The organism is Streptomyces sp. NPDC088261 (assembly GCF_044740805.1).
GTDB lineage: Bacteria > Actinomycetota > Actinomycetes > Streptomycetales > Streptomycetaceae > Streptomyces.
This window is the reverse complement of record NZ_JBIURL010000027.1, coordinates 48,573-73,627: the sequence shown is the minus strand read 5'-3', so window position 1 is coordinate 73,627 and position 25,055 is coordinate 48,573. Positions and strand designations below refer to the sequence as shown.

The 25,055-nt window shown below is 72.6% G+C and carries 19 protein-coding genes; 8 read left to right on the top strand and 11 right to left on the bottom strand.

Annotation, left to right across the window (positions count from 1 at the left end; all coding sequences use genetic code 11):
* Window positions 1-250 precede the first annotated feature (250 nt).
* Window positions 251-1,903 (bottom strand): glycosyltransferase, encoded by a 1,653-nt coding sequence (locus tag ACIODU_RS32510; RefSeq protein ID WP_356428487.1) that lies wholly within the window; start codon window positions 1,901-1,903, stop codon window positions 251-253.
* A gap of 145 nt (window positions 1,904-2,048) precedes the next feature.
* The gene (locus ACIODU_RS32505) at window positions 2,049-3,686 is read right to left on the bottom strand and encodes an ABC-F family ATP-binding cassette domain-containing protein (RefSeq protein WP_356428489.1); all 1,638 of its coding nucleotides are present in this window, start codon (window positions 3,684-3,686) and stop codon (window positions 2,049-2,051) included.
* Window positions 3,687-3,777: 91 nt separating this feature from the next.
* On the opposite strand from ACIODU_RS32505, the gene ACIODU_RS32500 reads away from it, so the two are divergent.
* The gene (locus ACIODU_RS32500) at window positions 3,778-4,731 is read left to right on the top strand and encodes an NAD(P)/FAD-dependent oxidoreductase (protein WP_401772539.1); all 954 of its coding nucleotides are present in this window, start codon (window positions 3,778-3,780) and stop codon (window positions 4,729-4,731) included.
* Between the two features lie 11 nt (window positions 4,732-4,742).
* Here the strand turns inward: ACIODU_RS32500 and ACIODU_RS32495 are convergent, their stop codons facing one another.
* Complete coding sequence (locus ACIODU_RS32495; RefSeq protein WP_401772537.1) at window positions 4,743-6,035, bottom strand: M14 family metallocarboxypeptidase; 1,293 nt, start codon at window positions 6,033-6,035, stop codon at window positions 4,743-4,745.
* The gene (locus ACIODU_RS32490; protein ID WP_401772534.1) at window positions 6,035-8,038 is read right to left on the bottom strand and encodes a Xaa-Pro dipeptidyl-peptidase; all 2,004 of its coding nucleotides are present in this window, start codon (window positions 8,036-8,038) and stop codon (window positions 6,035-6,037) included. The genes ACIODU_RS32495 and ACIODU_RS32490 overlap by 1 nt, the downstream gene beginning before the upstream one ends.
* 231 nt (window positions 8,039-8,269) lie before the next feature.
* On the opposite strand from ACIODU_RS32490, the gene ACIODU_RS32485 reads away from it, so the two are divergent.
* Window positions 8,270-9,796 carry a M1 family metallopeptidase gene (locus ACIODU_RS32485; protein WP_401772551.1) on the top strand — a complete coding sequence of 509 codons (1,527 nt, stop codon included), beginning with the start codon at window positions 8,270-8,272 and terminating at the stop codon, window positions 9,794-9,796.
* A gap of 206 nt (window positions 9,797-10,002) precedes the next feature.
* Complete coding sequence (locus ACIODU_RS32480; RefSeq protein WP_356428497.1) at window positions 10,003-11,043, top strand: LacI family DNA-binding transcriptional regulator; 1,041 nt, start codon at window positions 10,003-10,005, stop codon at window positions 11,041-11,043.
* 53 nt (window positions 11,044-11,096) lie between these two features.
* On the opposite strand, the gene ACIODU_RS32475 is transcribed toward ACIODU_RS32480, so the two are convergent.
* From ACIODU_RS32475 to ACIODU_RS32460, 4 genes are all read right to left on the bottom strand, one after another.
* Window positions 11,097-13,352 carry a glycosyl hydrolase gene (locus tag ACIODU_RS32475; RefSeq protein ID WP_401772532.1) on the bottom strand — a complete coding sequence of 752 codons (2,256 nt, stop codon included), beginning with the start codon at window positions 13,350-13,352 and terminating at the stop codon, window positions 11,097-11,099.
* A 171-nt stretch (window positions 13,353-13,523) separates the two neighbouring features.
* Window positions 13,524-15,707, bottom strand: a complete 2,184-nt coding sequence (locus ACIODU_RS32470; RefSeq protein ID WP_401772529.1) for a 3-hydroxyacyl-CoA dehydrogenase NAD-binding domain-containing protein — start codon at window positions 15,705-15,707, stop codon at window positions 13,524-13,526.
* Between the two features lie 75 nt (window positions 15,708-15,782).
* Entirely contained in the window at window positions 15,783-16,997 is a 1,215-nt protein-coding gene (locus ACIODU_RS32465) for an acetyl-CoA C-acetyltransferase (RefSeq protein WP_401772526.1), read from the bottom strand.
* Window positions 16,998-17,102: 105 nt separating this feature from the next.
* Complete coding sequence (locus ACIODU_RS32460) at window positions 17,103-18,227, bottom strand: CaiB/BaiF CoA-transferase family protein (protein ID WP_356428505.1); 1,125 nt, start codon at window positions 18,225-18,227, stop codon at window positions 17,103-17,105.
* A 274-nt stretch (window positions 18,228-18,501) separates the two neighbouring features.
* Here ACIODU_RS32460 and ACIODU_RS32455 point away from each other — a divergent pair, with 274 nt between their 5' ends.
* Complete coding sequence (locus ACIODU_RS32455) at window positions 18,502-18,660, top strand: hypothetical protein (protein ID WP_401772524.1); 159 nt, start codon at window positions 18,502-18,504, stop codon at window positions 18,658-18,660.
* Window positions 18,661-18,690: 30 nt separating this feature from the next.
* Here ACIODU_RS32455 and ACIODU_RS32450 read toward each other — a convergent pair whose 3' ends face one another.
* Together ACIODU_RS32450 and ACIODU_RS32445 are read right to left on the bottom strand one after the other, a co-directional pair.
* Window positions 18,691-18,843 carry a hypothetical protein gene (locus ACIODU_RS32450; protein WP_161312314.1) on the bottom strand — a complete coding sequence of 51 codons (153 nt, stop codon included), beginning with the start codon at window positions 18,841-18,843 and terminating at the stop codon, window positions 18,691-18,693.
* A gap of 84 nt (window positions 18,844-18,927) precedes the next feature.
* A complete protein-coding gene (locus ACIODU_RS32445) occupies window positions 18,928-19,620 on the bottom strand; it encodes an endonuclease V (RefSeq protein WP_401772521.1) in 693 nt (230 codons plus the stop codon).
* A gap of 50 nt (window positions 19,621-19,670) precedes the next feature.
* Between ACIODU_RS32445 and ACIODU_RS32440 the strand changes: the two genes are divergently transcribed.
* On the top strand, window positions 19,671-19,970 hold the full coding sequence (locus ACIODU_RS32440; protein ID WP_401772518.1) for a YciI family protein: 300 nt from the start codon (window positions 19,671-19,673) through the stop codon (window positions 19,968-19,970).
* Window positions 19,971-20,004: 34 nt separating this feature from the next.
* On the opposite strand, the gene ACIODU_RS32435 is transcribed toward ACIODU_RS32440, so the two are convergent.
* Entirely contained in the window at window positions 20,005-21,180 is a 1,176-nt protein-coding gene (locus tag ACIODU_RS32435) for a WD40/YVTN/BNR-like repeat-containing protein (RefSeq protein WP_401772515.1), read from the bottom strand.
* 189 nt (window positions 21,181-21,369) lie between these two features.
* On the opposite strand from ACIODU_RS32435, the gene ACIODU_RS32430 reads away from it, so the two are divergent.
* The 3 genes from ACIODU_RS32430 (at window position 21,370) to ddaH (ending at window position 25,038) form a co-directional block, all read left to right on the top strand.
* Window positions 21,370-21,786 (top strand): SsgA family sporulation/cell division regulator, encoded by a 417-nt coding sequence (locus ACIODU_RS32430; RefSeq protein ID WP_356428516.1) that lies wholly within the window; start codon window positions 21,370-21,372, stop codon window positions 21,784-21,786.
* A gap of 100 nt (window positions 21,787-21,886) precedes the next feature.
* Complete coding sequence (locus ACIODU_RS32425; protein ID WP_401772512.1) at window positions 21,887-24,148, top strand: ATP-binding cassette domain-containing protein; 2,262 nt, start codon at window positions 21,887-21,889, stop codon at window positions 24,146-24,148.
* 113 nt (window positions 24,149-24,261) lie between these two features.
* Entirely contained in the window at window positions 24,262-25,038 is a 777-nt protein-coding gene (gene ddaH, locus ACIODU_RS32420; protein ID WP_401772510.1) for a dimethylargininase, read from the top strand.
* Window positions 25,039-25,055 lie beyond the last annotated feature (17 nt).

Sequence of the window (25,055 nt, the reverse complement as noted above, 5' to 3'; positions counted from 1 at the left end):
TGTTTTGTGTCGCATGGCTACCGTTACGCAAAACAAGACCCCGCACGCGACGTAAAACATGCAGTGCAGGACACGACCCCTGACCGGCCCCCGGCGACAAGCCGCGCCCAGGCCACCGGCCCGCAGCGGGCACAATCAAGCCCGTCCGGCGATTGAGGACATCAGTAAGCCGCGCCCCCCACCGGGGCGCAGACGCCCGTCCGGCGCGAGGACACGCGAGGCGCCGCGCCCACCACCGCGCCGCAGACCGTCAGGACAGGCACCAGTCGTGCGTTCGCGTCGCCAGGGCGCGAGCCCGTCGGCGGATGCCCACCGGCAGGCGCCGCCCCCACCGATGGCCCCCCGGATGCGACGCCGCCGCCATCAGCACCCGCCGCAGCCGCGCCACCGGACGGCCCCCGTGGCCCCCGGCCACCAGGCGGAGCTGGGTGTGCGGGCCCGCCCACCGGGGCGCGATGACCTGGCGGCCCACCGCGCCCGGAGGCACGTGGGGGCGCGACGGAGACGCCACCCGGGCCCGGCGGCCCACGCCCAGCATCTGGGAGTTCAGCCACACCTCATGCACGCCACGCGTAAGCGCCTCGCCGCCCGACACCACCGCCGGGTCGATCAGCGTCTCCCCCGCCATCACCACCTGGTACGAACCGTCGCCCAGCCCCCGCAGCTCCGGGGTGAGCTCGGCGTCCGGGAACCACCAGTGGCCGGTCACGGTGTCCTGGAGGATCAGTTCACCGGCCGCGTACGCGAAGGGGTCGTCGACCTTCCAATCCTCCGCGCCCTCGATCCCGCGCACCAGCTCCGGGTCCAGGTACCAGTCGCCGTCGCGGCGCACGAGGCACAGGGGTTCGCCGTCGCCGCGCACATGGTGGACGACGACCCGTACCGCCAGCTTGCCGTCCCGCCAGACCGGCGGGTCGACCGCGACGCGCGGCTTGATCCGCCGGGTCCTGGTGGCCAGCTCGACCAGGGAGTCCAGGCGGCCCTCCTCCAGCAGGGCCGCGCGCAGGCCGGTGACGGCCGGCAGGCCGTTCCTGACGCCCGGGGGGTAGCACTCCAGGGCCATGCGGCGGACGACGTCGAAGTACTCCGCCAGCTGCTTGCCCTTGCGCTGGAGCACGCGCGGCTCGGTCACCGGCCGCAGCAGTTCCACCCGGTACGAGCGCCGCAGCAGGTGGTCGCGCAGCTCGCCCGGCTCCGTGCCCTCGTGGATCGCCTCCACGACCCCGCGCAGGTGGCCGTAGTAGTCCGTGGCGGTCGTCGCGCCGCCGCTGTTGTTCCCGCCGTCCTCCCGCCGCACCCATTGGTAGGCCGGGTAATCCCCGAGAATGGACACGGTCTTGGCCCGTACATAAGCACGCGCCATGAACAGCTGGTCCTCCAGCCGCACGCGGCCTTCCGGGAATTTGATGCCGTGTTCCAGCAGAAAGGACCGGCGGAACATTTTGTGCGGGGTGAGGCTTTCCATCAGCGGGGCGTCCTTGACGGTGCAGCGTTCCACCGTCCGTTTGAACACATTGCTGGGTCCCGCCATGGTGCCGAACACCTTGCCCAGCACGATGTCCGACTCATTGCGCTCGGCGAGCGCGAGAAGGCGTTCGAGGGATTCCGGAGCGAGTTCGTCGTCCTGGTCGACGAACTGCACGTACACACCCCTGGCCAGCTCGACACCCACGTTGCGGGGCTTGCCGGGCCAGCCGGAATTCTCCTGGTGGTGCACCCGTACATGCGCGTGCATCGAGGCGATCCTGTGCAGCCGGTCCGCCGAATCGTCGGTCGACCCGTCGTTCACGAAAAGGATTTCGTAGGTGTCGGGCGACAGGCTCTGGGTGGTCAGGGACGCGGCACACCGGTCGAGGTGTTCACCGCCGTTGTACACCGGAACGACCACACTCGCTCTGAGCATCGGACCTCCCTCAGCGATCCGGCCGCCGGGGGAAACCGGCGACCGGGCAGGGCTGTGGCGGGTGTCATGCCATTGCGATGATCTTATCCGCCGGGTGTCGGGTCCGCATTCCGGCCCAAAACGCGGGCCGGTTTTCCTTGTGCCGTCAGGATTCCGTCACCCGGCCGCCCGCCACCGTCAGGCGGCGGGTCGTGCGGACCGCGTTCAGCATGCGGCGGTCGTGGGTGACGAGCAGGAGCGTGCCGTCGTAGGAGTCCATCGCGGACTCCAGCTGTTCGATCGCGGGCAGATCGAGGTGGTTCGTCGGTTCGTCCAGGACGAGGAGGTTCACTCCCCTGCCCTGGAGGAGGGCGAGCGCCGAGCGGGTCCGCTCGCCGGGCGAGAGCGTCGTCGCCGGCCGGGTCAGGTGGTGCGACTTGAGGCCGAATTTCGCGAGGAGGGTGCGGATCTCGGCCGGTTCCGTGTCGGGGACGGCCGCCCGGAACGCGTCCAGCAGGGTGTCCGGGCCGTGGAACAGCGCGCGGGCCTGGTCGACCTCGCCGACCACCACCCCGGAGCCGAGCGTCGCATGACCGGCGTCCAGGGGCAGCCGGCCCAGCAGCGCGGCCAGGAGCGTGGACTTGCCGGAGCCGTTGATCCCGGTGATGGCGACCCGGTCACCCCGGTCGACCTGGAGCGTCACGGGCCCGAAGCGGAAGTCGCCGCGTGCGACCTCCGCCCCGTTGAGGGTCGCCACGACCGCGCCCGAGCGGTCCGCCGAGGCGATCTCCATCCGGAGTTCCCACTCCTTGCGGGGCTCCTCGACCACGTCGAGACGCTCGATCATGCGCTGGGTCTGGCGGGCCTTCGCGGCCTGCTTCTCGGTGGACTCGGTCCGGAGGTTACGGCCGATCTTGTCATTGTCCGTGGCCTTGCGCCGGGCGTTCTTGACGCCCTTCTCCATCCAGGCCCGCTGGGTGTGGGCGCGGGACTCCAGGGACGACTTCCTGTCCGCGTACTCTTCGAACTCCTCGCGGGCGTGGCGCCGCGCGGTCTCCCGCTCCTCCAGGTACGCCTCGTACCCGCCGCCGAAGAGGCTGATCTTCTGCTGGACGAGGTCGAGTTCGAGCACCTTGGTGACCGTACGGACGAGGAACTCGCGGTCGTGACTGACCACCACGACGCCGGCGCGCAGCCCGGAGACGAAGGATTCGAGGCGTTCGAGCCCGTCGAGGTCGAGGTCGTTGGTGGGCTCGTCCAGAAGGAAGACGTCGTAGCGGGAGAGCAGCAGGGACGCGAGGCCGGCCCGGGCCGCCTGGCCGCCGGAGAGGGTGGTCATGGGCTGGTCGAGATCGACGGTGAGGCCGAGGGAGGCGGCGACCTCCTCCGCGCGTTCGTCGAGGTCGGCGCCGCCGAGGCCGAGCCAGCGGTCCAGCCCGGTGGCGTACGCGTCGTCCGCGCCGGGGGCGCCGTCCACCAGGGCCTGGGTCGCTTCGTCCAGCGCGGTCTGCGCGGCGGCGACACCGGTGCGGCGGCCCAGGAAGGCCCGTACCGTCTCGCCCTCCCGCCGTTCCGGCTCCTGCGGGAGGTGGCCGACGGCGGCGGTCGGCGGGGAGAGCCGCAGCTCTCCCTCCTCGGGGGTGTCGAGTCCGGCGAGCAGCCGGAGCAGGGTCGACTTCCCGGCGCCGTTGGCACCGACGAGCCCGATCACGTCTCCGGGGGCGACCACGAGGTCGAGTCCGGAGAAGAGCGAGCGGTCGCCGTGTCCGGCGGCGAGTTCCTTGGCTACGAGCGTGGCAGTCATCAGACCGTCGATCCTAACGGGGTGGTGCGGGAGGGCGTCCACATCGGCGGCCGAGTGCGACCCCCGGCCGGAATTCGGTTACGGTCCCGGCATGAGTGGCGATGTGATCGTGGTCGGGGGCGGGGTCATCGGGCTGACCACCGCGCTGGTGCTCGCGGAGAGCGGCCACCGGGTCAGGCTGTGGACCCGTGATCCGGTCGCGCGGACCACCTCGGCGGTGGCCGGCGCGCTGTTCTGGCCGTACCGGATAGAGCCCGCCGAGCTGGTGGACGCGTGGCTGGAGCGTTCACTGACCCGGTACGAGGAGATGGCGCGGCGGCCGGACGAGACGGGGGTCCGGGTGGTCGCGGGGCTGATGACGGACACCTCGCCGGACGGCCTCGGCCCCTGGGCGGCGCGGCTCGGGGAGTTGCGCGAGGCCCGCGGGGACGAGCTGCCCGGGGGCTTCCGGCAGGGGTTGCGGGCGGCGGTTCCGCTGATCGACATGCCGGCCCATCTGCGGTATCTGAAGGGGCGGTTCAGGGCGGCGGGCGGCACGGTCGAGGTGCGGACGACGGCGGGGCTGGCCGAACCGGCCGCCGAGGCGCCGGTGGTGGTCAACTGCTCCGGTCTCGGGGCGCGGGAGCTGGCGGCGGACGCGTCCGTGCGGCCGGTGCGCGGGCAGTTGGTGGTGGTGGAGAACCCGGGCGTCGACGAGTGGTTCGTGTCCGCCGTCGCCGGCTCCCCGGACATGACGTACATCATGCCGCAGCCGTACGGGGTGCTCCTCGGCGGTACGTCGACCGAGAACGACTGGGACCTGGCCCCCGATCCGGCCGACGCGGCGGCCGTCGTCGCGCGCTGCGCGCGGATCAGGCCCGCCCTGGCGGGGGCGCGGGTGCTGGAGCACCGGGTGGGGCTGCGCCCGGCCCGGCCGCGGGTCCGCCTGGAGGCGGCTCCGCTGCCGGGCGGCGGACGGCTGGTGCACAACTACGGGCACGGGGGCGCGGGCGTCACCGTGGCGTGGGGATGCGCGGAGGACGCGGCGCGGCTCGCGGTCGGTTAGGGCGTGTCCCCTCAGCAGTCCTCCACCGGTCGCGCCGCCGTGAGGTGGTAGGTCGCCCGGCCGTCCAGCAGCAGCGGGACCAGGTCGCGCTGCGACTGGCGCAGCGGGACGAACGCGCCCGTGCGGTCCGGCACGACCCGTACGCCGTGCAGGGCCAGTTCGTCCTTGAGGTCGCCGTACTGCGCCGCGTCCAGCCGGTAGCCGCAGGGCGGGTCCTGGAGGATCGCCTCGGGGGTGGCGGGTTCGTTGTCCGCGCCTCCGAGGTAGACGGGCCCCCGGTCGGCGAGGCCGGCGGCCCTGGCCGTCGCCGTGGCGGCCACGATGCGGGCCCGCCGCCGGTCGGCGAAGTCGAACAGGCCGGTGAGGGCGTCGAGTTGGCTCCGTACCCTACGCCGGTTGTTCAGCGCGGGATCGGCCTTCTCGGCGTCGGTGACCGGGTCGGTGCGGCTCTCGATGAGCAGGCCGACGGCGTGCTTGATGCCGGCCGCGTTGCGCAGGATGCGCTCCTGGCCGTCGCCCGCCGTCTGCCGGATCGGCTCGTCGGTGACGGGGTCGGTCCAGATGCCGTACGTACCGATGGAGAAGCCCCCGGCGCGCGCGGCGGGCCGGACGTACGCCTCCGAGAGGGTCTTCGACTCGTCGTGGACCCGGGGGTCGGTGTTGAGGTTGCGCGGCCAGAGGTCGAAGAGGTCCTTGTCGTAGTACGGCGGGGTGGCGCCGTACTCGTGCAGGTCGTAGATCACGTCGGGGCGCCGGTCGCGGACGACGGCGGCCAGCGCGCGGGCCTCGGCGGTCCTGAGGGCGATGTGGTCGCGGTTGATGTCGATCCCGGCGGAGTTGCCCCGGGTGTCGGCGGCCCGGCCGTCGGGGTTGGCGGTGGGGACGACGAGCACGGTCGTACGGTCGAGGAAGCGCCGGGTGTCCCGGTCCCGCGCGTAGGCGAGGTCGCGGATCTCGGTGAGGCACGCCTCGCGGCCGGACGGTTCGTCGCCGTGCTGGCTGCACACCAGCAGCACGGTGGTGGGCGCGCGTTCGGCGCCCACCCGGACGAGCTGGAGCGGGCGGCCCTGGGTGGTCGTGCCGATCGTGGTGAGCGTGGTGCGGGCGCTCCCCCGGTCGACGGCGGTGAGGAATTCCTGTTCCTGGGCCTGGCCGGTCCAGTCGGCGCCGCCGCCGGTCTCGAAGGCGGTACGCGGCGGGGCGGGGGCGGTGTGGGCGGCCTGCGCGGGGAAGGTCGCGGTCAGGGGCATGACCAGGGCCGCGGCGGTGGCCGCGAGGACGAGGGTACGGAAGCCGGGGGCCATCAGCCGCTCTCTCCGGGGATCGGGGGTGTACGGCGCGGTTCGGCCACGCCGTCGGGTCGGGACCGGCCGGCGGCGGGGTCCGTGGGGGCGGCGCCGGTCGTGGCCCGGGTGAACGCCCGCGCGCCGCCGACGAGCGGGAGGTGCGCGGAGGTGCGGGCCAGGTCGAGGGTGAGGGTGGGGGTGGTGGACGGCGGCTGGATGAGGCCCCGGTCCGTACCGGCGACGATCAGGGCGAGCCGGTGTCCCGCCGGGACGACGTGGTCGGTCGCGGCGAGGTCGATGGTGAGCGTGTAGCGCGTGCCGGGAGTGAGGGGCCGGCCGTGGGACGCGGACGCGTAGGTGCCGAGGTCGGCCCAGCCCCGGCTGAGGACGGTGTGGGTGACGTCGGCGGTGCGGGGCGCGGTCTCGCGGTAGCAGGAGCTGTCGGTGGGGGTGCTCGGGCCCCAGCAGGTGCGTTCGGTGAGGGTGGTGATGCCTTCGCCCGGCGCGTTGTAGTCGCGGATCGTGTCGGGGCCTAGGTCCACCAGGACCGCCGAGAGGTGGGCGGTCTCCGTGGACGGGGTGGCGGTGACCGTGACGGTGGAGGAGCCGGAGAGCCGCAGGTCGTGGCTGAGGGGGCGGGTCACGAAGCCGGACTTGTCGGGGGTGTTCAGGTCGGCGGTCTCCGCCCAGTCCTCCTCGTCGAGGCGGGGGTCGTCGGTGAACGTCGCGGTCGTGCCGGGGCGGGCGGCGGTGCGGCCGAGGGTGCCGACGCCGGCGACCGGGCCCTGGGCGGGGCGCAGGGTGGTGGTGTCCGTGCCGCGCGGCGGCCACACCCGGTCGGTGGACCACTGGCCGGGGGCGCGCTCGATGTCCGCCATGGGCGCGCGCTCGATGCCGTTGTCGTAACCGAGCAGGTAGTGGTCGAACCACCGGTGGAGGGTGTCGACCCATTCCGCGCGGCGGAAGTCGAAGGGGTCGACGTGGCCGGTCCGGGAGAGCCAGATCTTGCGCTCGACGCCCGCGTCGGCGAGGGCGTCCCACCACTGGCCGAGGTGTTTCGTACGGACGTTGAGGTCCTGGGTGCCGTGGACGGCGAAGACGCTGGCGGTGACGCGGCCGGCGTTCTTCACGTAGTCGCGCGCCTCCCACAGCGCGGTGATGTCGCCCGTACGGGGAGCCTCCTCGACCAGGCGCTGCTGGACGGCCTGGCAGCGGGCGCGGGCGGCCGGGCTCTCCACGTAGTTGGCGAGCCAGTCGGGGCCTGAGCCCTGGAGGGGCGCGCCCTGCTGGAAGTAGTAGTCGTACCACGAGCTGATGGCGCTGATCGGGACGATGGTCTCCAGGCCGCGGACGCCGGTGGCGGCGACGCCGTTGGCGATCGTGCCGTCGTAACTCTTCCCGATCATGCCGGTCCTGCCGTTGGTCCAGCCGGCCTGGACGCGGGTGGTGCCGGTACGGGTGGTGTACGCGCGGCCGCGGCCGTTCAGCCAGTCCACGACCGCCTTGGCGGACCGCACGTCGGAGGGGCCGCCGACGTCGGCGCAGCCGTCGGAGCGGCTGGTGCCCGCGACGTCGACGGCGACGAAGGCGTAGCCGCGCGGGACGAAGTAGTTGTCGTAGTGGAGCGGGAAGGAGAGGGGCGTGCCGTCGGCGTCGTACGTCTTCCTCTGGCTCTCGTTGCCGCGTCCGCAGCAGGAGTAGTACGGGCTGGCGTCCATGATCACGGGGATCTTCCGGCCCTGCCGCGCCGGTTCGGCCGGCCGTACGATGTCGGCCACCACCCGGTCGGACACGCCGTCGGCGTCGCCGTCGAGCCCGGTGTCGACCCAGACGGACTCGCGGACGGCGTCGGCGTACGAGTAGACGGGCTGACTGACCTTCACCGCGCCGTGGGGGCCCCGTGGTGCGCCCTGTGCCCCCGCCGGGGTGAGCAGGACCCCCAGCAGGGCGGCGCAGGCCGCCGCGATCAGCGTTCGGTACGACCGGTACGGCCGGCGGGCTCCCCGCGCACGGATCTCCATGGGGCGGAAAGGTACCCCGGTCAACTCCCGTGCAACAGGGGGCAGTCGGGGGCGCGCGGAGTGATCTTCCGGTCCGGGACGGCGGGAAGCGAGGGGGCAAGGTCCGCGGGAAAGGCGGGGCCGTGTCCGCCGGATGGCAATCATGTGACGGAGGAAGCCATGAGCATGACCACACACGGGGCCCTGCATACAGTCGAAGGGATCTTCGACCCCCACACCCTGGAGTTCTCCGTGCACCGCAGACTCATCGTCCCCGGCGTCCTCGCGGCCTCCCTCCTGCTGGCGGTCCCTGCGTCGGCCGCGGGCTTCACCCCGGGCGCGCCGGGCATCGGCGACCCCTACTACCCGGCCAGCGGCAACGGCGGGTACGACGTGTCCCACTACGACCTCCGGCTCACCTACCAGCCCGCCACGGACCTGCTCCAGGGCACTGCGACCCTGCTCACCACCGCGACGCAGAACCTCTCGCGGTTCAACCTCGACTTCGGCCTCACGGTCGACGAGGTGCTGGTGAACGGGAAGAAGGCGGCGTTCGCGAAGAGCGGCAAGCAGGAGCTGGAGATCACCCCGGCGGCCCCGCTGAAGCAGGGTCAGTCGGCCACGGTCGTCGTGCGGTACGCGGGCAAGCCCTCCGCGTTCTCGATCGACGGCTACACGGCGTGGCAGCGCACCCCGGACGGCGGGGTCGCGGCCCAGGAGCCGGACTCCGCCGCGTGGTGGTTCCCGTCCAACGACCACCCGCTGGACAAGGCGACGTACGACATCTCGGTCTCGGTGCCGGACGGCACGCAGGCGATCAGCAACGGCGTGCTCCAGTCGCAGACGTCGAAGCTGGGCTGGACCCGCTACAGCTGGCGCTCCAACAAGCCGCAGGCGACGTACCTGACCACCCTCGCGGTCGGCAAGTTCGACATCACGACGGACACGACGGCGAACGGGCTGCCGGTCGTCAACGCGTACAGCAAGGATCTGGGCGACAACGCGGGCGCGGCGCGGGCGAGCGTGGAGCGCACCGGTGAGGTCGTGGACTGGCTGAGCGGCGTCTTCGGCCCGTACCCCTTCAACGCGGTGGGCGGGTACGTCCCCAACGTGCCCAGCGGGTTCGCGCTGGAGACGCAGACCCGGGTCTTCTACAGCCCCCGGCAGTTCGCGCGCGGCTCGAACGTGTCGGTGGTCGTGCACGAGCTGGCGCACCAGTGGTACGGCGACAGCGTGTCGGTGAAGGGCTGGAAGGACATCTGGCTCAACGAGGGCTTCGCCAGCTACAGCCAGTGGCTCTGGTCGGAGAAGGAGGGCGAGGGCACGGCGCAGGAACTGGCCGACTACGTCTACGCGTTGTACCCGGCCGGGGACCCGTTCTGGACGGTGAGGCCGGGCGACCCGGGGCCGGAGAACCAGTTCGCGGGGGCGGTGTACGACCGGGGCGCGCTGGCGCTCCAGGCGCTGCGGAACAGGATCGGTGACGAGGACTTCTTCGCGATCCTCAAGGGGTGGCCGGCGGAGCGCGCGTACGGGAACGCGTCGGTGGGCGACTTCGTGGCGTACGCGGAGCGGGTCTCGGGGGTGCGGCTCGACGCCCTGTTCGACACGTGGCTGTTCCAGCCGTCGAAGCCGGCGGCGGGGTCGGCGTCGATCTCCGGGTCGGCGCTCTCCCCTGCGGCGCCCGCCGCCGCGCGGGGTGCCGGGGACACCGGGGTCCCGGTCCCGCCCACCTCCTGGAAGCAGATCGCCGCGACGCACTCGGTCCACGGCGGCTGACGCCCGCGGCTCCTCCCGGCCCGCGCCCCTGCCCCTGCCCCTGCCCCTGCCTCTGCCCCGCGCCTGCTCCTGCCCTCGCCCCCGCGACCTGCGGGAGCGAGGGCGGAGGGCGCGGAGAAAGCGCTCTCCCGCGCGGGCGGGCCGGATACCCTGTCGTCGTACTGTGGTGGGTCGTATCCACCATGTCCGCCGACGAGGAGCACGCCTTGCCCGAGCCGCTCGCAGGGGCCCGGCCCACCCTGGAAGCCGTCGCCGCCCGGGCCGGTGTCTCGCGGGCCACGGCCTCGCGGGTGGTCAACGGCGGCGCGGGGGTGCGGCCACCGCTGGTCGAGAAGGTGACCAGGGCCGTCGAGGAGCTGGGGTACGTACCGAACCACGCGGCGCGCACCCTGGTCACCCGGCGGACCGGCGCGGTCGCGGTGATCATCGCCGAGCCGGAGATCCGGATCTTCTCCGATCCCTTCTTCTCGCAGCAGATCCGCGGCATCAGCAAGGAACTGACCGCGCACGACACGCAGTTGGTGCTGCTGCTGCTCGAAGGGCCCGGCGACTACGACCGGATCGCGCGCTATCTCGCGGGCGGCCATGTGGACGGCGCGCTCGCCTTCTCGCTGCACACCGACGACCCGATCCCCGCGATCACCCGGCGCGCCGGGATCCCCACGGTGTACGGGGGCCGGCCCGCCTGGAGCGTGCCCTCCGAGCACCAGACCGTGCCGTACGTCGACGCGGACAACCGCGGGGGCGCGCGGGCCGCCGTACGGTATCTGTGGGACCTGGGGCGCCGGCGGATCGCGCACATCGGGGGCCCGCCCGACCAGACGTCGGCCACCGACCGACTCGACGGCTACCGGGACGTGCTGCCCGCCTGGGACCCGGCGCTGATCGCCGAGGGGGAGTTCACGGCGGCGAGCGGCGAGCGGGCGATGGCGGAGCTGCTGGGGCGGTGCCCCGACCTGGACGCGGTGTTCGCGGCCAACGACCTGATGGCGTCCGGCGCCCTGCGGGTGCTCAAGGAACGCGGGCGGGCGGTGCCCGGGGACGTGGCGCTGGTGGGCTTCGACGACATGGACTCGATCGCGGAGGGCACGGATCCGCCGCTGACGACCGTCCAGCAGGACATCGAGGGGCAGGGCCGCCTGATGGCCCGGCTGCTGCTGCGGGGCCTGGACCACGAACGGGCGGGGGCGCCGGCCCCGGATCCGGTGATCACTCCGACAACGCTGGTACGGCGGGCCTCGGCCTAGGGCTTGCGCCCGGCCGGGACCCGCCGTCGCGGTGTCCGGTTGCTCTTCGCCCGCTACCTGCTCGCGGTCGAGCGGGCCGGGACCGTCAGCGTCGCCCCGTCCGAGAAGGTGACGGTCCGCGCCACCGACTCGAAGTTGTGCGCCGCGTAGGTCCGTACCCCGCCCTTCGAGAAGACGGCGGACGTCGGGATCGATCCGGTGACCGTGGCGTCCGGGGCGCCCACCGCGGCCAGGGTGGTGATCCAGTGGTACGTGTGCGCCCTGGACTCGCCGGCCTCGGGGCCGTAACCGGCGTTGCCCGCGTCCCACTTGGCCTTGGCGGTGGCGGGGGTGGACAGCGCCTCGAACTCCCAGAGGATGTCCCGCCATTCGACGGCCGGGCCGCCGTTCTCCCGTTGCAGTTCCGCCAGGTTGCGGTTGATGGCGTCCTTCCTGCGGGCGAGGTGCAGTGAACCGCCCGTCACCGGAAGGACGTTGATGCCGTGGATCTCCTCCGGGTTGGCGGTCCACCAGGTGGAGTACGCGCCGCCGCTGCCCCACACCATGCCGACCGTGTCATGGCCGAAGGAGGCCGGGAAGACCTGCTGGTCGGCGTCGAACCAGTACTGGGCGATCGCCTCGGACTCCGTCGTCAGCAGATAACTGCCCAGGTCGCGCAGCTCGTTGTTGCCGGTGGCCGAGCCCCACAGCACCAGCGCGGCGCTGAGGTTGGTGGACTCGGACGACGACTCCTGGTTGTTGCCCGCGGCGAAGCCCTGGTGCCCGGAGGCCCAGCTGTGGCCCGCGTAGATGTCGAAGCCGCGCAGGAAGGGGAAGTCGGCGTCGATACGGCTCGGGTTGGCCGCGTCCCGTATCAGCGTCTTGACCATGCCGCCCCAGGCCGGGTCGGCGGCCCACGCCTGGTCGTACTGGGCGACGATCGCCGCCGCGTACACGTAGTAGCTGTAGTGGAAGTGATGGTCGTTCAGCTCGGTGTCGCTGCCGTACGAGGCCGGGTAGCCGATGAGCGTCTTCCACGTCCGGTCGTACGAGAACTCACTCGCGCCGCCCGCCGTGAACCACTCCTGGAGCCTGCCCTTGAGCAGTCCGAGGAGCTTGTCGCGGGTGGCGGTCTCGCCGATCTGGTCGGCCATGGGGACGAGTTGGGCGAGCTTGCCGAGGGCCTTGCCCGTCCAGTACGTGTCCCGCGCGCCGGAGAACGGGTCGGCGGCGTTCGCCACCTCGTTCAGATAGCCCCGGAGGCGGGCCCGGTCGACGGCGCTGGAGGCGGGCAGCGTGGGCAGCACCCCGGAGCCCTGCTGGCTCGTGGTGAACGAGGCGGCTTCCCTGACCTTCATCGTGCCGCGCGGCGAGACGTAGGTGTACGGCGTCAACGCGTCGGTGGTGTAGAGCCATTGGTGGCGGTAGAGGGCCTGGAGCGTGCCCGTCTCGGTGCCCTCCTGGGGCGCGGTGGTGAGGCTGTAGGTGGCCCTGACCGTGCCGCCGGTGGTGCTCCAGGTCACCTTGGAGCCGGTCACGAAGCTGTACGCGTACTTCCGGTACGTGGCCAGGGCGTCCGTGGAGGGCAGGACGGCGACCGAGAAGTAGTCCTTGGCCCCGAGCCCGGCGGTGACGGTGGAGCCGGAGACCGTCCAGTCGGCGCCGGTGGGCGCGAACAGCGCGTAGTGGTGGCCCGCGACGGTGATGCCGAGGACGTTGCCCTGATCGGAGAAGACGGCGGGGGCGGCGGCGGTGGTGATCCGGGCGTCACCGCCGGTGCCCTTGGCGTATACGAAGGGCAGGCCGTGGCCGATGGTGGCGCGCAGGGTGCGGGCGCCGTCGGACCAGTAGGGCGTGACGGTCCAGTCGGACCAGGCGTCGGCCTTGGTGTCGGCGGAGTTGAGCCCGGTCAGCCCGAGGGTGAGGTCGCGCTTGTGCGCGTACTCGTACTGCCGGCCGTCCCCGCTGACGGTCGGCGCCGTCGGATACCCGACCTCCAGACCGCCGGCCACCGCCTGGTAGGTGAGCGGATGACCGTACATCGGGGTGGACCAGGGGTTGTCGGCGTACCGCTGGAAGGCCAGCGAGGACCACCAGTCGTTGGTGGGCAGCGGCTTGGCCCGCGCGGCCGGGGTCACCTTGGGGGTGACCGGCGTCCCGGTCCCGGTGGTGGGCCCGGAGGTCCCCGCGGGACGCGTGTCGGTGTAACTGCCGGAGCCCACGGGGACGGTGGCCGCCGCCGCGGGCGTGGCCGTGGGGACCAGGCCGACGGCCGCGAGCGCGGTGACGAGAACCGCCGCGGAGAGCGGCCGGGCACGGGAGAAGGACATGGACGGCACCTCGGAGACATGGGGGGAAGGGTCGTCGGAGAGCGCTCTCTCAGGTACAAGGAACGTAAAACTCTTGAAATGGAAGTGTCAATACAGCTGACACACAAGGAAGTTGTGGGTCATGACCGATCCGCTTCCGTTCCCGTCCCCGACGCCCTCCCCCGGGCACCCCTACGCGTCCGTGAACCTCTCCCCCTTCGTCGCCTTGTCGATCAACAGGACGGGCGGGGCGAAGCGTTCGCCGTAGCGTTCCGCCAACTGCCTTGCCCGGGCGGCGAATCCGGCCGGGCCGCCCTCGTAACCGTTGATGTACTGGAGCACCCCGCCCGTCCACGCCGGGAAGCCGATGCCCATGATCGAGCCGATGTTGGCGTCGGCCACGGACGTCAGCACCTTCTCCTCCAGGCAGCGGACGGCGTCCAGGGCCTCGGAGAACAGCATCCGCTCCTGGAGGTCCCGGAAGGGGACGCCGGCCCCCGCCGCCGGGGGAAAGTGCTCGCGCAGGCCCGGCCAGAGACCCGTACGGGTGCCGTCCTCCGCGTACGCGTAGAACCCGGCTCCGGCGCCGCGTCCCGGGCGGCCGAACTCGTCGACCATCCGGTCGATGACGGCGTCCGCGGGATGCCCGGTCCACGTACCGCCGGCCTCCTCGACCGCGCGCCGCGACTCCTCACGGATCTTGCGCGCCAGCGTCAGGGTCAGTTCGTCCATCAGGGCGAGCACCCTGGCCGGGTAGCCCGCCTGCGCGGCGGCCTGTTCGACCGACGCGGGCTCGATGCCCTCACCGACCATGGCGACGCCCTCGTTGATGAACTGCCCGATCACCCGGGACGTGAAGAAGCCCCGCGCGTCGTTGACGACGATCGGGGTCTTCTTGATCCGGCGGACCAGGTCGAACGCGCGCGCCAGGGCCTCGTCACCGGTCCGTTCGCCCCTGATGATCTCGACCAGGGGCATCTTGTCGACGGGCGAGAAGAAGTGCAGCCCGATGAAGTCGGCGGGGCGCACCACCCCTTCGGCGAGCGCCGTGATGGGCAGCGTGGACGTGTTGGAGCAGAGCAGCGCGTCGGGCGCGACGATCCCCTGGACCTCCTGGAACACCTTGCGCTTGAGCGCCGGGTCCTCGAAGACCGCCTCGATCACCGTGTCGCAGTCCGCCAGGTCGGCGGGGTCGGCGGTCGGGGTGATGCGGGCGAGCACCCGGTCCCGCTCGGCCTCGGTCGTACGGCCCCGGGAGACCGCCTTCGCGAGGACCTTCGCCGCCTGCGCCTTGCCGTGCGCCGCCGCGTCCTGGGTGACGTCCTTCAGCAGCACGTCGAGGCCGGCGCGGGCGCACGCGTACGCGATGCCCGCGCCCATCGTCCCGGCGCCGAGGACCGCGACCTTGCGGACCTCGCGCGGCGGGACCTCGCGCGGGCGGCTGCCGCCGGAGTTGACGGCCCGCAGGTCGAAGAAGAACGCCTGGATCATGTTTTTCGCGGTCTGTCCCGTGACCAGCTCGGTGAAGTAGCGGGACTCCACGGTCTGCGCCGTCTCGAAGTCGACCTGCGAGCCCTCGACGGCCGCCGCGAGGATGTTGCGCGGGGCGGGGAAGGGGGCCCCGGCGAGCTGCTTGCGCAGACCGGCCGGGAACGCGGGGAGGTTGGCGGCGAGGCGCGGGCTGGACGGCGTGCCGCCGGGGATGCGGTAGCCCTTCTCGTCCCACGGCTGCCGGGACTCGGGGTGGGCGTCGATGAACGCGCGCGCCCGGGCGAGCATTTCCTCCCGGGTGGCGGCGACTTCGTGGACGAGGCCGTTGTCGAGGGCGCGGCGCGGGGAGTACTGCGTGCCCTGGAGGAGCACCTTGAGCAGGGCGTCCGCGATGCCCAGGAGCCGTACCGTACGGGTGACACCGCCGCCGCCCGGCAGCAGCCCGAGCGTGACCTCGGGCAGGCCGATCCGGGAGCCCGGCGCGTCGAGGGCGATGCGGTGGTGGCAGGCGAGGGCGATCTCGTAACCGCCGCCCAGGGCCGCGCCGTTGAGGGCGGCGACGACGGGCTTGCCCAGGGTCTCCAGGCGCCTCAGGGCGCCCTTCATGGCGAGGCCGCCCTCGAAGATCCGCCGGGCGTCGCCGGGGCCCGCCTTGATCAGGTCCTTGAGGTCGCCGCCGGCGAAGAACGTCTTCTTGGCGGAGGTGACGATGAAGCCGCGGACGCTGTCCTTCTCGGCCTCGGCGCGGTCGGCGGTCGCGGCGAGGGAGCGGCGGAACGCCTCGTTCATCGTGTTGGTGGACTGGCTCGGGTCGTCCAGGACGAGGGTGACCACACCGGTGTTGTCCTGCTCCCAGCGGATGGTGGGGGACGCGGACTCGTTCATGCTGCTGCTCCGTTGCTCCGTAGGGGTCTGGACGGGCCGGACGAGAGAGAGGGGGGCGCCGGACCGGCAGGGAGGTCAGAGGCGTTCCACCACGGTGGCCACTCCCATGCCGCCGCCGACGCAGAGGGTGGCGAGCCCGTACCGCATGTCCTGGCGTTCCAGTTCGTCCACGAGCGTGCCGACGAGCATCGCGCCGGTCGCGCCGAGGGGGTGGCCGAGGGCGATGGCGCCGCCGTTGACGTTGACCTTGTCGAGGGAGATCCCCATCTCCCCGACGAAGCGCAGGACCACCGCGGCGAAGGCCTCGTTGATCTCCACGAGGTCGATGTCGTCCATGGTCAGGCCGGCCTTGGCGAGGGCCTTGCGGCTGGCGGGGGCGGGGCCGGTGAGCATGATGGTGGGCTCGGACCCGGAGACGGCGGCGGAGACGATCCGGGCGCGGGGCGTGAGCCCGTACCGTTCGCCGGTCTCCCGGGAGCCGATGGCGACGAGGGCGGCGCCGTCCACGATGCCGGAGGAGTTGCCCGCGTGGTGGACGTGGTCGATCGCCTCGACCCAGTGGTACTTCTGGAGGACGACGGCGTCGAACCCGCCCGCTTCGCCGATCCCGGCGAACGACGGCTTGAGCGCGGCGAGGGTGTCGGCGGTGGTGCCGGGGCGGAGGTGCTCGTCGTGGTCGAGGACGGTGAGCCCGTTGCGGTCGAGGACGGGGACGACGGAGCGCTGGAAGCGCCCTTCCTTCCAGGCGGTGGCGGCCCGTTCCTGGGACAGCGCGGCGAACTCGTCCACGTCACGGCGGGTGAAGCCGCCGAGGGTGGCGATCAGGTCGGCGCCGATGCCCTGCGGGGCGAAGCCGGTGGCGAGGTTGGTCATCGGGTCCATCGCCCACGCGCCGCCGTCGGAGCCCATCGGGACGCGGGACATGGACTCGACGCCGCCGGCGAGGACAAGGTCCTCCCAGCCGGAACGGACCTTGGCGGCGGCGAGGTTGACGGCTTCGAGCCCGGAGGCACAGAAGCGGTTCTCCTGCACCCCGGCCACGGTGTCGGGGAGCCCGGCGGCGACGGCGGCGATCCGGGCGATGTCGGAGCCCTGGTCGCCGAGGGGGCTCACGACGCCGAGCACGATGTCGTCGATCGCGGCCGGGTCGAGGCCGGGGAAGCGGGCGCGCATCTCGTGGATGAGGCCGACGACGAGGTCGATCGGTTTGGTGCCGTGCAGGGCGCCGTTGGCCTTGCCGCGGCCGCGCGGGGTGCGGATCGCGTCGTAGACATACGCTTCGGTACTCACGGCAACTGCCTTTCCGGAGACGGTCACAGGGGCGGGGGCAGACGGTCCGGCGGGGGTTCGGCGGGTCGTTCAGCGGGGGGTCGGTGGGGGGGTGGTGGGCGGGACTCAGTGGGCGGGCAGGTCCCAGTCCCTGGCCACCTCGGCGGTGTCGGCGCCGGGCAGCGCGGGCGCTCTGCGTACGGATCCGGGCGTGGCGGAGAAGCGGGGCGCGGGGGCGGGCTGGGTGACGCCCGCGTGCTGGGTGAAGGTGGCGCGGGTGGCGAGGTGCGGGTGCGCGGGGGCCTCACGCAGGGTCAGTACGGGGGTGACACACGCGTCCGTCCCCTCGAAGACCGCCGTCCACTCGGCGCGGGTCCTCTCCTTGAAGCGGGCGGCGACGGCGGCGCGCAGCTCGTCCCAGCGCCCGAAGTCCTTGCGCGCGGGGACGTCGTCCTCGATGCCGAGCAGTTCGATGAACCGGTCGTAGAACCGGGTCTCCAGCGCGCCGACCGCCATGTACGCGCCGTCGGCGGTCTCGTACGAGCCGTAGAAGGGGGCACCGCCGTCCAGCAGGTTGCCGCCGCGCCGGTCCTGCCAGCCGCCGGCGGCCATCATGGCGTGGATCATGGTGGTGAGGTGGGCGGTGCCGTCCACGACCGCCGCGTCTACCACCTGTCCCGTGCCGTCCGGGGTTCTCGCGTGCTGGAGCGCGGCGAGCAGTCCGATGACGAGGTAGAGCGCGCCGCCCGCGTAGTCACCGAGGAGGTTGGCGGGCAGGGCGGGCGGTTCGTCGGCCTTGCCGATCATGGAGAGCGCGCCGGAGAGGGCGATGTAGCCGATGTCGTGCCCGGCGCTCTGCGCGAGCGGGCCGTCCTGGCCCCAGCCGGTCATGCGGCCGTACACCAGGCGGGGGTTGCGGGCGAGGCATTCCTCGGGGCCGATGCCGAGCCGTTCGGCGACGCCGGGCCTGTTTCCCTCGATCAGCAGGTCGGCCCGCTCGACGAGGTCGAGGACGCGGGCGGCGCCTTCGGGCGACTTGAGGTCGATCAGCACGGAGCGCTTGTTGCGGTTGGTGAGGTCGGCCGCGGGGTCGATCCCGAGGCCGGCGCCGCCGGGACGGTCCACCCGTACGACATCGGCGCCGAGGTCGGCGAGCGTCATGGCGGCGAACGGCCCCGGCCCGATGCCGGCCAGCTCGACCACGCGTACACCCGCCAGCGGACCGATTCCCGTCGCTGCCGCGTGGGCCATGGGGCTCTCCTCAACACTGGGGCACAGCCGGTGGAACAGCCGTGGGGACAGGAACGGACACCACACCGCCCAGGCCTCCCGGCCAGAGCGAGCGCTCAGCCCTGATGCCCGATAGTACGAGGGATAAGCCGCCGATCCGGTCCCCGCCTCCCGGTTCGGCGCGGATACGATCGGCCGTCCGTCGAGGTCCGGTCGCGGGGAGGGGGTCACGGCGGGAGCCGTCGAAGCGGGCGGTCGGTGCGTCGGCGAGGCGGGCGCGGGCACGAACGTGAGCGTGTCGGTACCGGGGGGGGTGGCGGCCGGCGCGGTCGAGCGGGGGCAGGTGCTCGCGGCGCCTGGCTCGATCGGCGAACACGCCCGCTTCGCGGCGGCGGTCAGCCTGCTGTCCGAGGAGCACGGGGGCGCCGACGTGCGCACGGGCGAGCGCGGCTGAACCCCGGTCGGTGGAGCCGCCGGAGCCGTCCTAGTCGAGGCCGTACGACAGGAGGGCGACGACGGATATCGCCGCGATCGTGCCCACCAGCATCAGGACGCCCGCGACGACCGTCACGACGGTGAGAGCGCGCTCCGCCTTGCTGGGTTCCACCGGTCCGGCGCAGATCTGCTCGTTGGTCATGCACCCAGGCTGCCCAGCGGTGGCGCGGTGCGATATCCGTACAGATACTCAGGTACGCCGAATCGGGGGGCGTCGCCAGGGTGTTCAGGCTGTGGCCTCACGGAGCGCTCGGCGGCACAGGGTGTCGGCTCGGCGGGTGGTTTCCGGGAGGCGGTAGGTGGGGGACAGCCTCAGGGTGTGGGCGCAGGCCGTGGCGAGGGTGACCCGGTGGCCCACGGAGACGAAGACCGGTTTCACGGCCTTCTGGGTGCGCAGCGCTCTGCCCACCTCTTCGGTGTCGTCCGCCAGGAGCGGCGTGGAGTCGCCCCGCTCCGGGCCCGGTTCGTCGTACGTGAACAGGAACGGGTTCTTCGCGACGCCGATCACCGGCAGCCCGGTGACGACGCCCAGGTGGCTGGCGAGGCCGAAGCGGCGCGGGTGGGCGCGGCCGTAGCCGTCGCAGACGATCAGACCGGGTGGGGAGGAGAGCGCCGCCAGGGCGGCCAGGACGGTCGGGATCTCGCGGAACGCCAACAGCCCGGGGACGTACGGGAAGGTGACCCGGCCGACCGCGGTCGCCTCGTCCACCACCGCGAGGGTCGCCGCGTCCAGCACCACGGCCGCCGCCACGACGACGTCCCGCTCGTCGTCGTACGCCACGTCGACCCCGGTCACCAGGCCCGTGCCGGGCTCAGGGCCCGGCTCGTCCAGGACGACCCGCCCGCGCAGTTGGTCCTGGAGGGCGCGCGCCGCCGTCTCGTCGGCGGGCATCTCGAACGGTGTCACGGTCCGCGTCATGATCGGCCATTTTAGGGCGTGGCCGGAGGCGGTTGGTTAGTCTGGTGATCATGTTCGTACTGGAATTGACCTACACCGCGCCCGTCGAGCGGGTGGACGCCCTGCTGACCGCCCATGTGTCGTGGCTCGACGCCCTGTACGCGTCCGGGGTCTTCCTCGCCTCCGGCCGCAAGAACCCCCGCGACGGCGGCGTGATCCTGGCGGTGGGCGGCGACCGCGCGGAGATCGAGCGGCTCGCCGCGACGGACCCGTTCGTGACCGGCGGGGTGTGCGCCTACCGGATCACGGAGTTCGCCGCGACGAAGACCGCCCCCGCGCTCGCCCCGTACCGCGAGGAACTGCCCGGGTAGCCCGGCGGGGGCCGCGGCCCCCGCCGGACCCGCCTCAGCGCCTCCCCGAGGTCAGCCGGGCCACCCGGCCCTTCTCCCCCGCCGCCCAGCAGCCGAGGTCCGCGGTGCAGTCGACGGTGTCGTACGAACCGGTGTCGACCGTGCGCCAGGTGCGGCCGCCGTCCGTCGTCAGGTCCGTCCCCGTCGGGCCGACGGCCAGGGCCGCGGAACGGCTGTACGGCAGCCACGCCACGCCCGAACGGTAGGCGGGCGGCGGGGTCGTGGCCTGCCGCCAGGTGCGGCCGCCGTCCCCGGTGACCGACGCGGCGCGCGGCGACGCCTGGTCGGCGCGGTAGTCGCCGCCGACCGCCAGACCGTGCTTCCGGTCGCGGAAGGCGAGGCCGAACACGCCCCGCGCCGGATCGCCGGCCGGGATCGTGGAGTCGGTGACGGTCCAGTGCAGGCCCCGGTCGGCGGAGTGCAGAACACGCGCCGTCGCGGCGCCGCCGGTGGCCAGCCAGACGTCCTTCGGCCCCGACGCGACCAGGCACTGCCCGCTCGCCGCGAACCCGGCCTCGCCCGGCAGCGCGGCCGGCATGCCCGCGTCCGGCAGGACCTTCCAGGACGCACCGCCGTCCCGGGTCGACAGGATGCGGAACCTGCCGTCGACCGGGTCGCTCATGGCGAGCCCGTGCCGGCTGTCGAAGAACGTGACGCAGTCGTAGAAGGCGCGGGCGTCGGTGTTCCGGAAGGACTCGGTCCAGCTCGTGCCGCCGTCCTCCGTACGGAAGATCCGGGACGCCTCGCCCTCCCCGATCGCCAGCGCCACCGCGCGCCGCCCGTCGAACGCCTCGATGTCCCGGAACTCCAGCTCCGCCTCCGCCGCCCCCGCGGGCGACACGTCACGCCAGGTGCGGCCTCCGTCGGAGGTGCGCAGCACGGTGCCCGCCGAGCCGGCGACCCAGGCGCTCGTACGGCTGACGGCGGCCAGGCCGCGGAAGCGCGCGTCGGTGCCGGTGTCGGTGAGGTGCCAGCCGAGCGCCCCGCCGCCGGTCCTGTCCTGGCCCTCCGGCGCCCCGCCCGCGTGTGACGCACCGTCCGGCCGGCCGTCCCGCCGGGACGCGCCGTCCGCCTGGGCCGGTACGGCGAGGGCCGCCGCGAGCGCCGTACCGCTCACCCCGACTGCCAGTCCCGCCAGCACCGTTCGCCGCAACTTCCCCATGGGTCTCATGGCGCTGGAAGCTAGCCCACCCGCCCGGCGCCGTCCAGAGCGGGCCGGTCCCGTCCCGACGAGCCGCGCCACCGAAGAGGTGACGCAGGTCACTCTCGATTTCGAGCACGGATCGGGTCTCCCGGCCGTCTTCCAAGTAGCAGGCGACCGTGCGCGGTCGATGTTGGATCCGTCGAAGGGGAGCACGCCGTGTCACCCGTCATCGAACAGGCCGTGCAGGCCCGGCTGGTCGCGTCCGTGCCCCGCATGGAGACCGTCCCCGCGACGCTGCACTACGACCAGGGGGACCCCTTCGCGGTGCGCATGGCGTTCCCGCCCCCGGCGACGCTGGAAGGCACCGACGTCACCTGGGAGTTCTCCCGGGAGCTGCTGGCGCTCGGGATGACAGAACCGTGCGGGGTGGGGGACGTGCGCGTGCGCCCCTTCGGGTACGGGAGGACGGTCGTGGAGTTCCACGCCCCGGAGGGGACGGCGATGGTCCACCTGCGGACGGCGGAGCTGCGCCGCTTCCTGGACCGTACGCAGGGGCTGGTGCCCGTCGGCCGCGAACACCTTTACCTGGACCTGGACCACGACCTCAAGGTGCTGCTGCGCGACGCCTGCTGAGGCGCTGTCGCGCGCGGCGGCACCGCGCGCGGCCGCGGACGGGTAGTGGTCCGGAGAATCCCGACAGAAGGTGTCCGGATGCCTGGCTAGCGTCGGCCGCATGTCTCAGCACCTCGTCATCACGGGCGCCCGTGAGAACAACCTCCGTGACGTCTCCCTCACCCTCCCCAAGAACCGGATCACGGTCTTCACCGGCGTCTCGGGATCCGGCAAGTCGTCGCTCGTCTTCGGTACTGTCGCCGTGGAGTCGCAGCGTCAGTTGAACGAGACCTTCCCCTCGTTCATCAGGAACCGGCTGCCCCGGTACGAGCGGCCCCGCGTCGACGCCGTCGAGCACCTCTCGGTGGCGATCGTGGTCGACCAGAAGCCGGTCGGCGGCAATGTCCGCTCGACCGTCGGCACGATGACGGACATCTACGCGATCCTGCGGGTGCTGTTCTCCCGCCACGGCACCCCGAGCGCCGGCGCGGCGAGCGCGTACTCCTTCAACGACCCGTCGGGGATGTGCACCGCCTGCGACGGGGTGGGCCGGGTCATGCGGCTCGACCTCGACCGCGCGATCGACTGGTCCAAGTCGCTCGACGAGGGGGCGTTGCTGCTGCCGGGGCTCTCCGTGGGCGGCTGGGAGTGGCAGCTGTACGCACGCTCGGGGCGCCTCGACCCGGCGAAACCCCTGGGGGAGTTCAGCGAGGCCGAACGGGAACTGCTGCTGTACGGGGGCGGCTTCCAGGTCCGGGTCGAGCTGTCGAGCGGCTCGGCGGACACCCGGTTCGAGGGGCTCGTGACCCGTTTCACGCGGCTCTTCCTCAACCGGGACACGGCCGGTCTCTCCGAGAGGCGCAAGGAGGCGGCGGCGCGGTTCACCGTGGAGCGGCGGTGCGAGGAGTGCGACGGGGCCCGGCTCAACGGGGCGGCGCGCGCCACCCGGATCGGCGGGCTCACGATCACCGACTACACCCGCATGGAGGTCACCGACCTGGTCGGCGTGCTGGCGGCGCTGGACGATCCGGTGGCGGCCCCGGTCGCGGCGGCCGCGCGGGAGCGGCTGGAGCGGCTGACCGGCATCGGGCTCGGCCACCTGAGCCTGGACCGCGAGACGTCCACCCTGTCCGGCGGCGAGGGGCAGCGCCTCAAGCTGGTGCGCCACCTGGGGAGTTCGCTGACCGGACTCACGTACATCTTCGACGAGCCGAGCGTGGGCCTGCATCCCCGCGACGTCGGCCGGCTCAACGATCTGCTGGTGAGGCTGCGCGACAAGGGCAACACCGTGCTGGTGGTGGAGCACGACCCGGACGTGCTCGCGATCGCCGACCATGTCGTGGACATGGGCCCGGGTGCGGGCGCGGACGGCGGCCGGGTGGTGTTCGAGGGGCCCGTGGAGCTGCTGCGGGAGGCCGATACGCTCACCGGCCGCTTCCTGCGCCGCCGTACGACCGTCAAGGAGTCGTTCCGCTCCCCCGCCGGCTGGTACCCGGTGACCGGCGCCGCCCTGCACAACCTCAAGGGGATCGACGTACGGTTCCCGACCGGCGTGCTCACCGTGGTGACGGGTGTCGCGGGGTCCGGGAAGTCGACGCTCGTCTCCGAGGTGTTCACGGCGGCGTATCCGGAGGCGGTCGTCATCGACCAGGGGGCGATCACCGCCTCGTCCCGGTCGACGCCGGCCTCGTACCTCGGCGTCATGGACACCATCCGTACGCTCTTCGCCCAGGAGAACGGCGTCGACCCGGGGCTCTTCAGCTTCAACTCCACCGGCGCGTGCCCGGAGTGCGCCGGGCGCGGGACCCTCACCACCGATCTGGCCTTCATGGATCCGGTCACCACGGTGTGCCCGGCCTGCGAGGGCCGGCGCTTCCACGACGACGTACGGAAACACCGGCTGCGGGGGCGGGACGTCGTCGAGGTGCTGGCGATGACCGCGGTGGAGGCGCTGGAGTTCTTCGGGGAGAAGCGGCTGCGGCGGCCGCTGCGGGCACTCAACGACGTGGGCCTGACCCATCTGCCGCTCGGCCGGGCGCTCAGCACACTCTCCGGCGGTGAGCGCCAGCGCATCAAGCTCGCCACCCAGCTGCACCGGAAGGGCGGTGTGTACGTCCTGGACGAACCCACCACGGGACTGCACCTGGCCGATGTGGAGACACTGGTGGCGCTGCTGGACCGGATGGTAGACGCGGGGAACTCGGTGATCTGCGTCGAGCACCACATGGAGGTCGTCAAACGCGCGGACTGGGTGATCGACCTGGGCCCGGACGGTGGCAAGCACGGCGGCGAGGTCGTCTTCGCGGGCACACCGGCGGGGCTGCTCGGCCATCCCACCTCGTTCACCGCCGCCCACCTCCGGCAGGATCTGGCACATCCGTAGCACCGTGGGGCATTCCATCGCGGTGGTACGGCGGGTCATGATGGGCGCGACCGGCCCCGTCACGTATCGGGCCCTTCACGAACCGGACCCTTCACGGACCTGGAGAACCGCCCGTGCCCAGCAGGAAAGCCCTGATCCGCCGTCCAGGACCGCGCCTCGCCGAGGGCCTGGTCACCCATCTCGAACGCGTCCCCGTCGACACCGAACTCGCCCTGCGGCAGTGGGAGCGGTACGTCGGGACACTGCGCGAGCACGACTGGGAGACGGTCGAGGTGGCACCGGCCGACGACTGCCCGGACGCGGTGTTCGTCGAGGACACCGTGGTGATGTTCCGGAACGTGGCGCTGATAGCCCGGCCGGGCGCCGCCTCGCGCAGGCCCGAGACCGGTGCGGTGGAGGAGGAGCTGGGGCGGCTCGGCTGCTCGGTGAACTGGGTGTGGGAGCCGGGCACGCTGGAGGGCGGTGACGTCCTCAAGATCGGCGACACGATCTACGTGGGGCAGGGCGGCCGGACGAACGCGGCCGGTGTGCAGCAGCTGCGGGCGGTGTTCGAGCCGCTGGGCGCGCGTGTGGTGGCCGTACCGGTGAGCAAGGTGCTGCACCTCAAGTCCGCGGTGACGGCGCTGCCCGACTCCACGGTCATCGGGTACGAGCCGCTGGTGGACGTGCACTCCGTCTATCCGCGCTTCCTGCCCGTCCCCGAGGAGGCCGGGGCGCACGTGGTGCTGCTCGGCGGCGGGAGGCTGCTGCTGGCGGCGAGCGCGCCCAGGACGGCGGAGCTGTTCACCGATCTCGGGTACGAGCCGGTGCCGGTGGACATCAGCGAGTTCGAGAAGCTCGAAGGGTGTGTGACGTGCCTCTCGGTGCGGCTGCGGGATCTCTACACCTGAGGACGGCTTCACCTGAG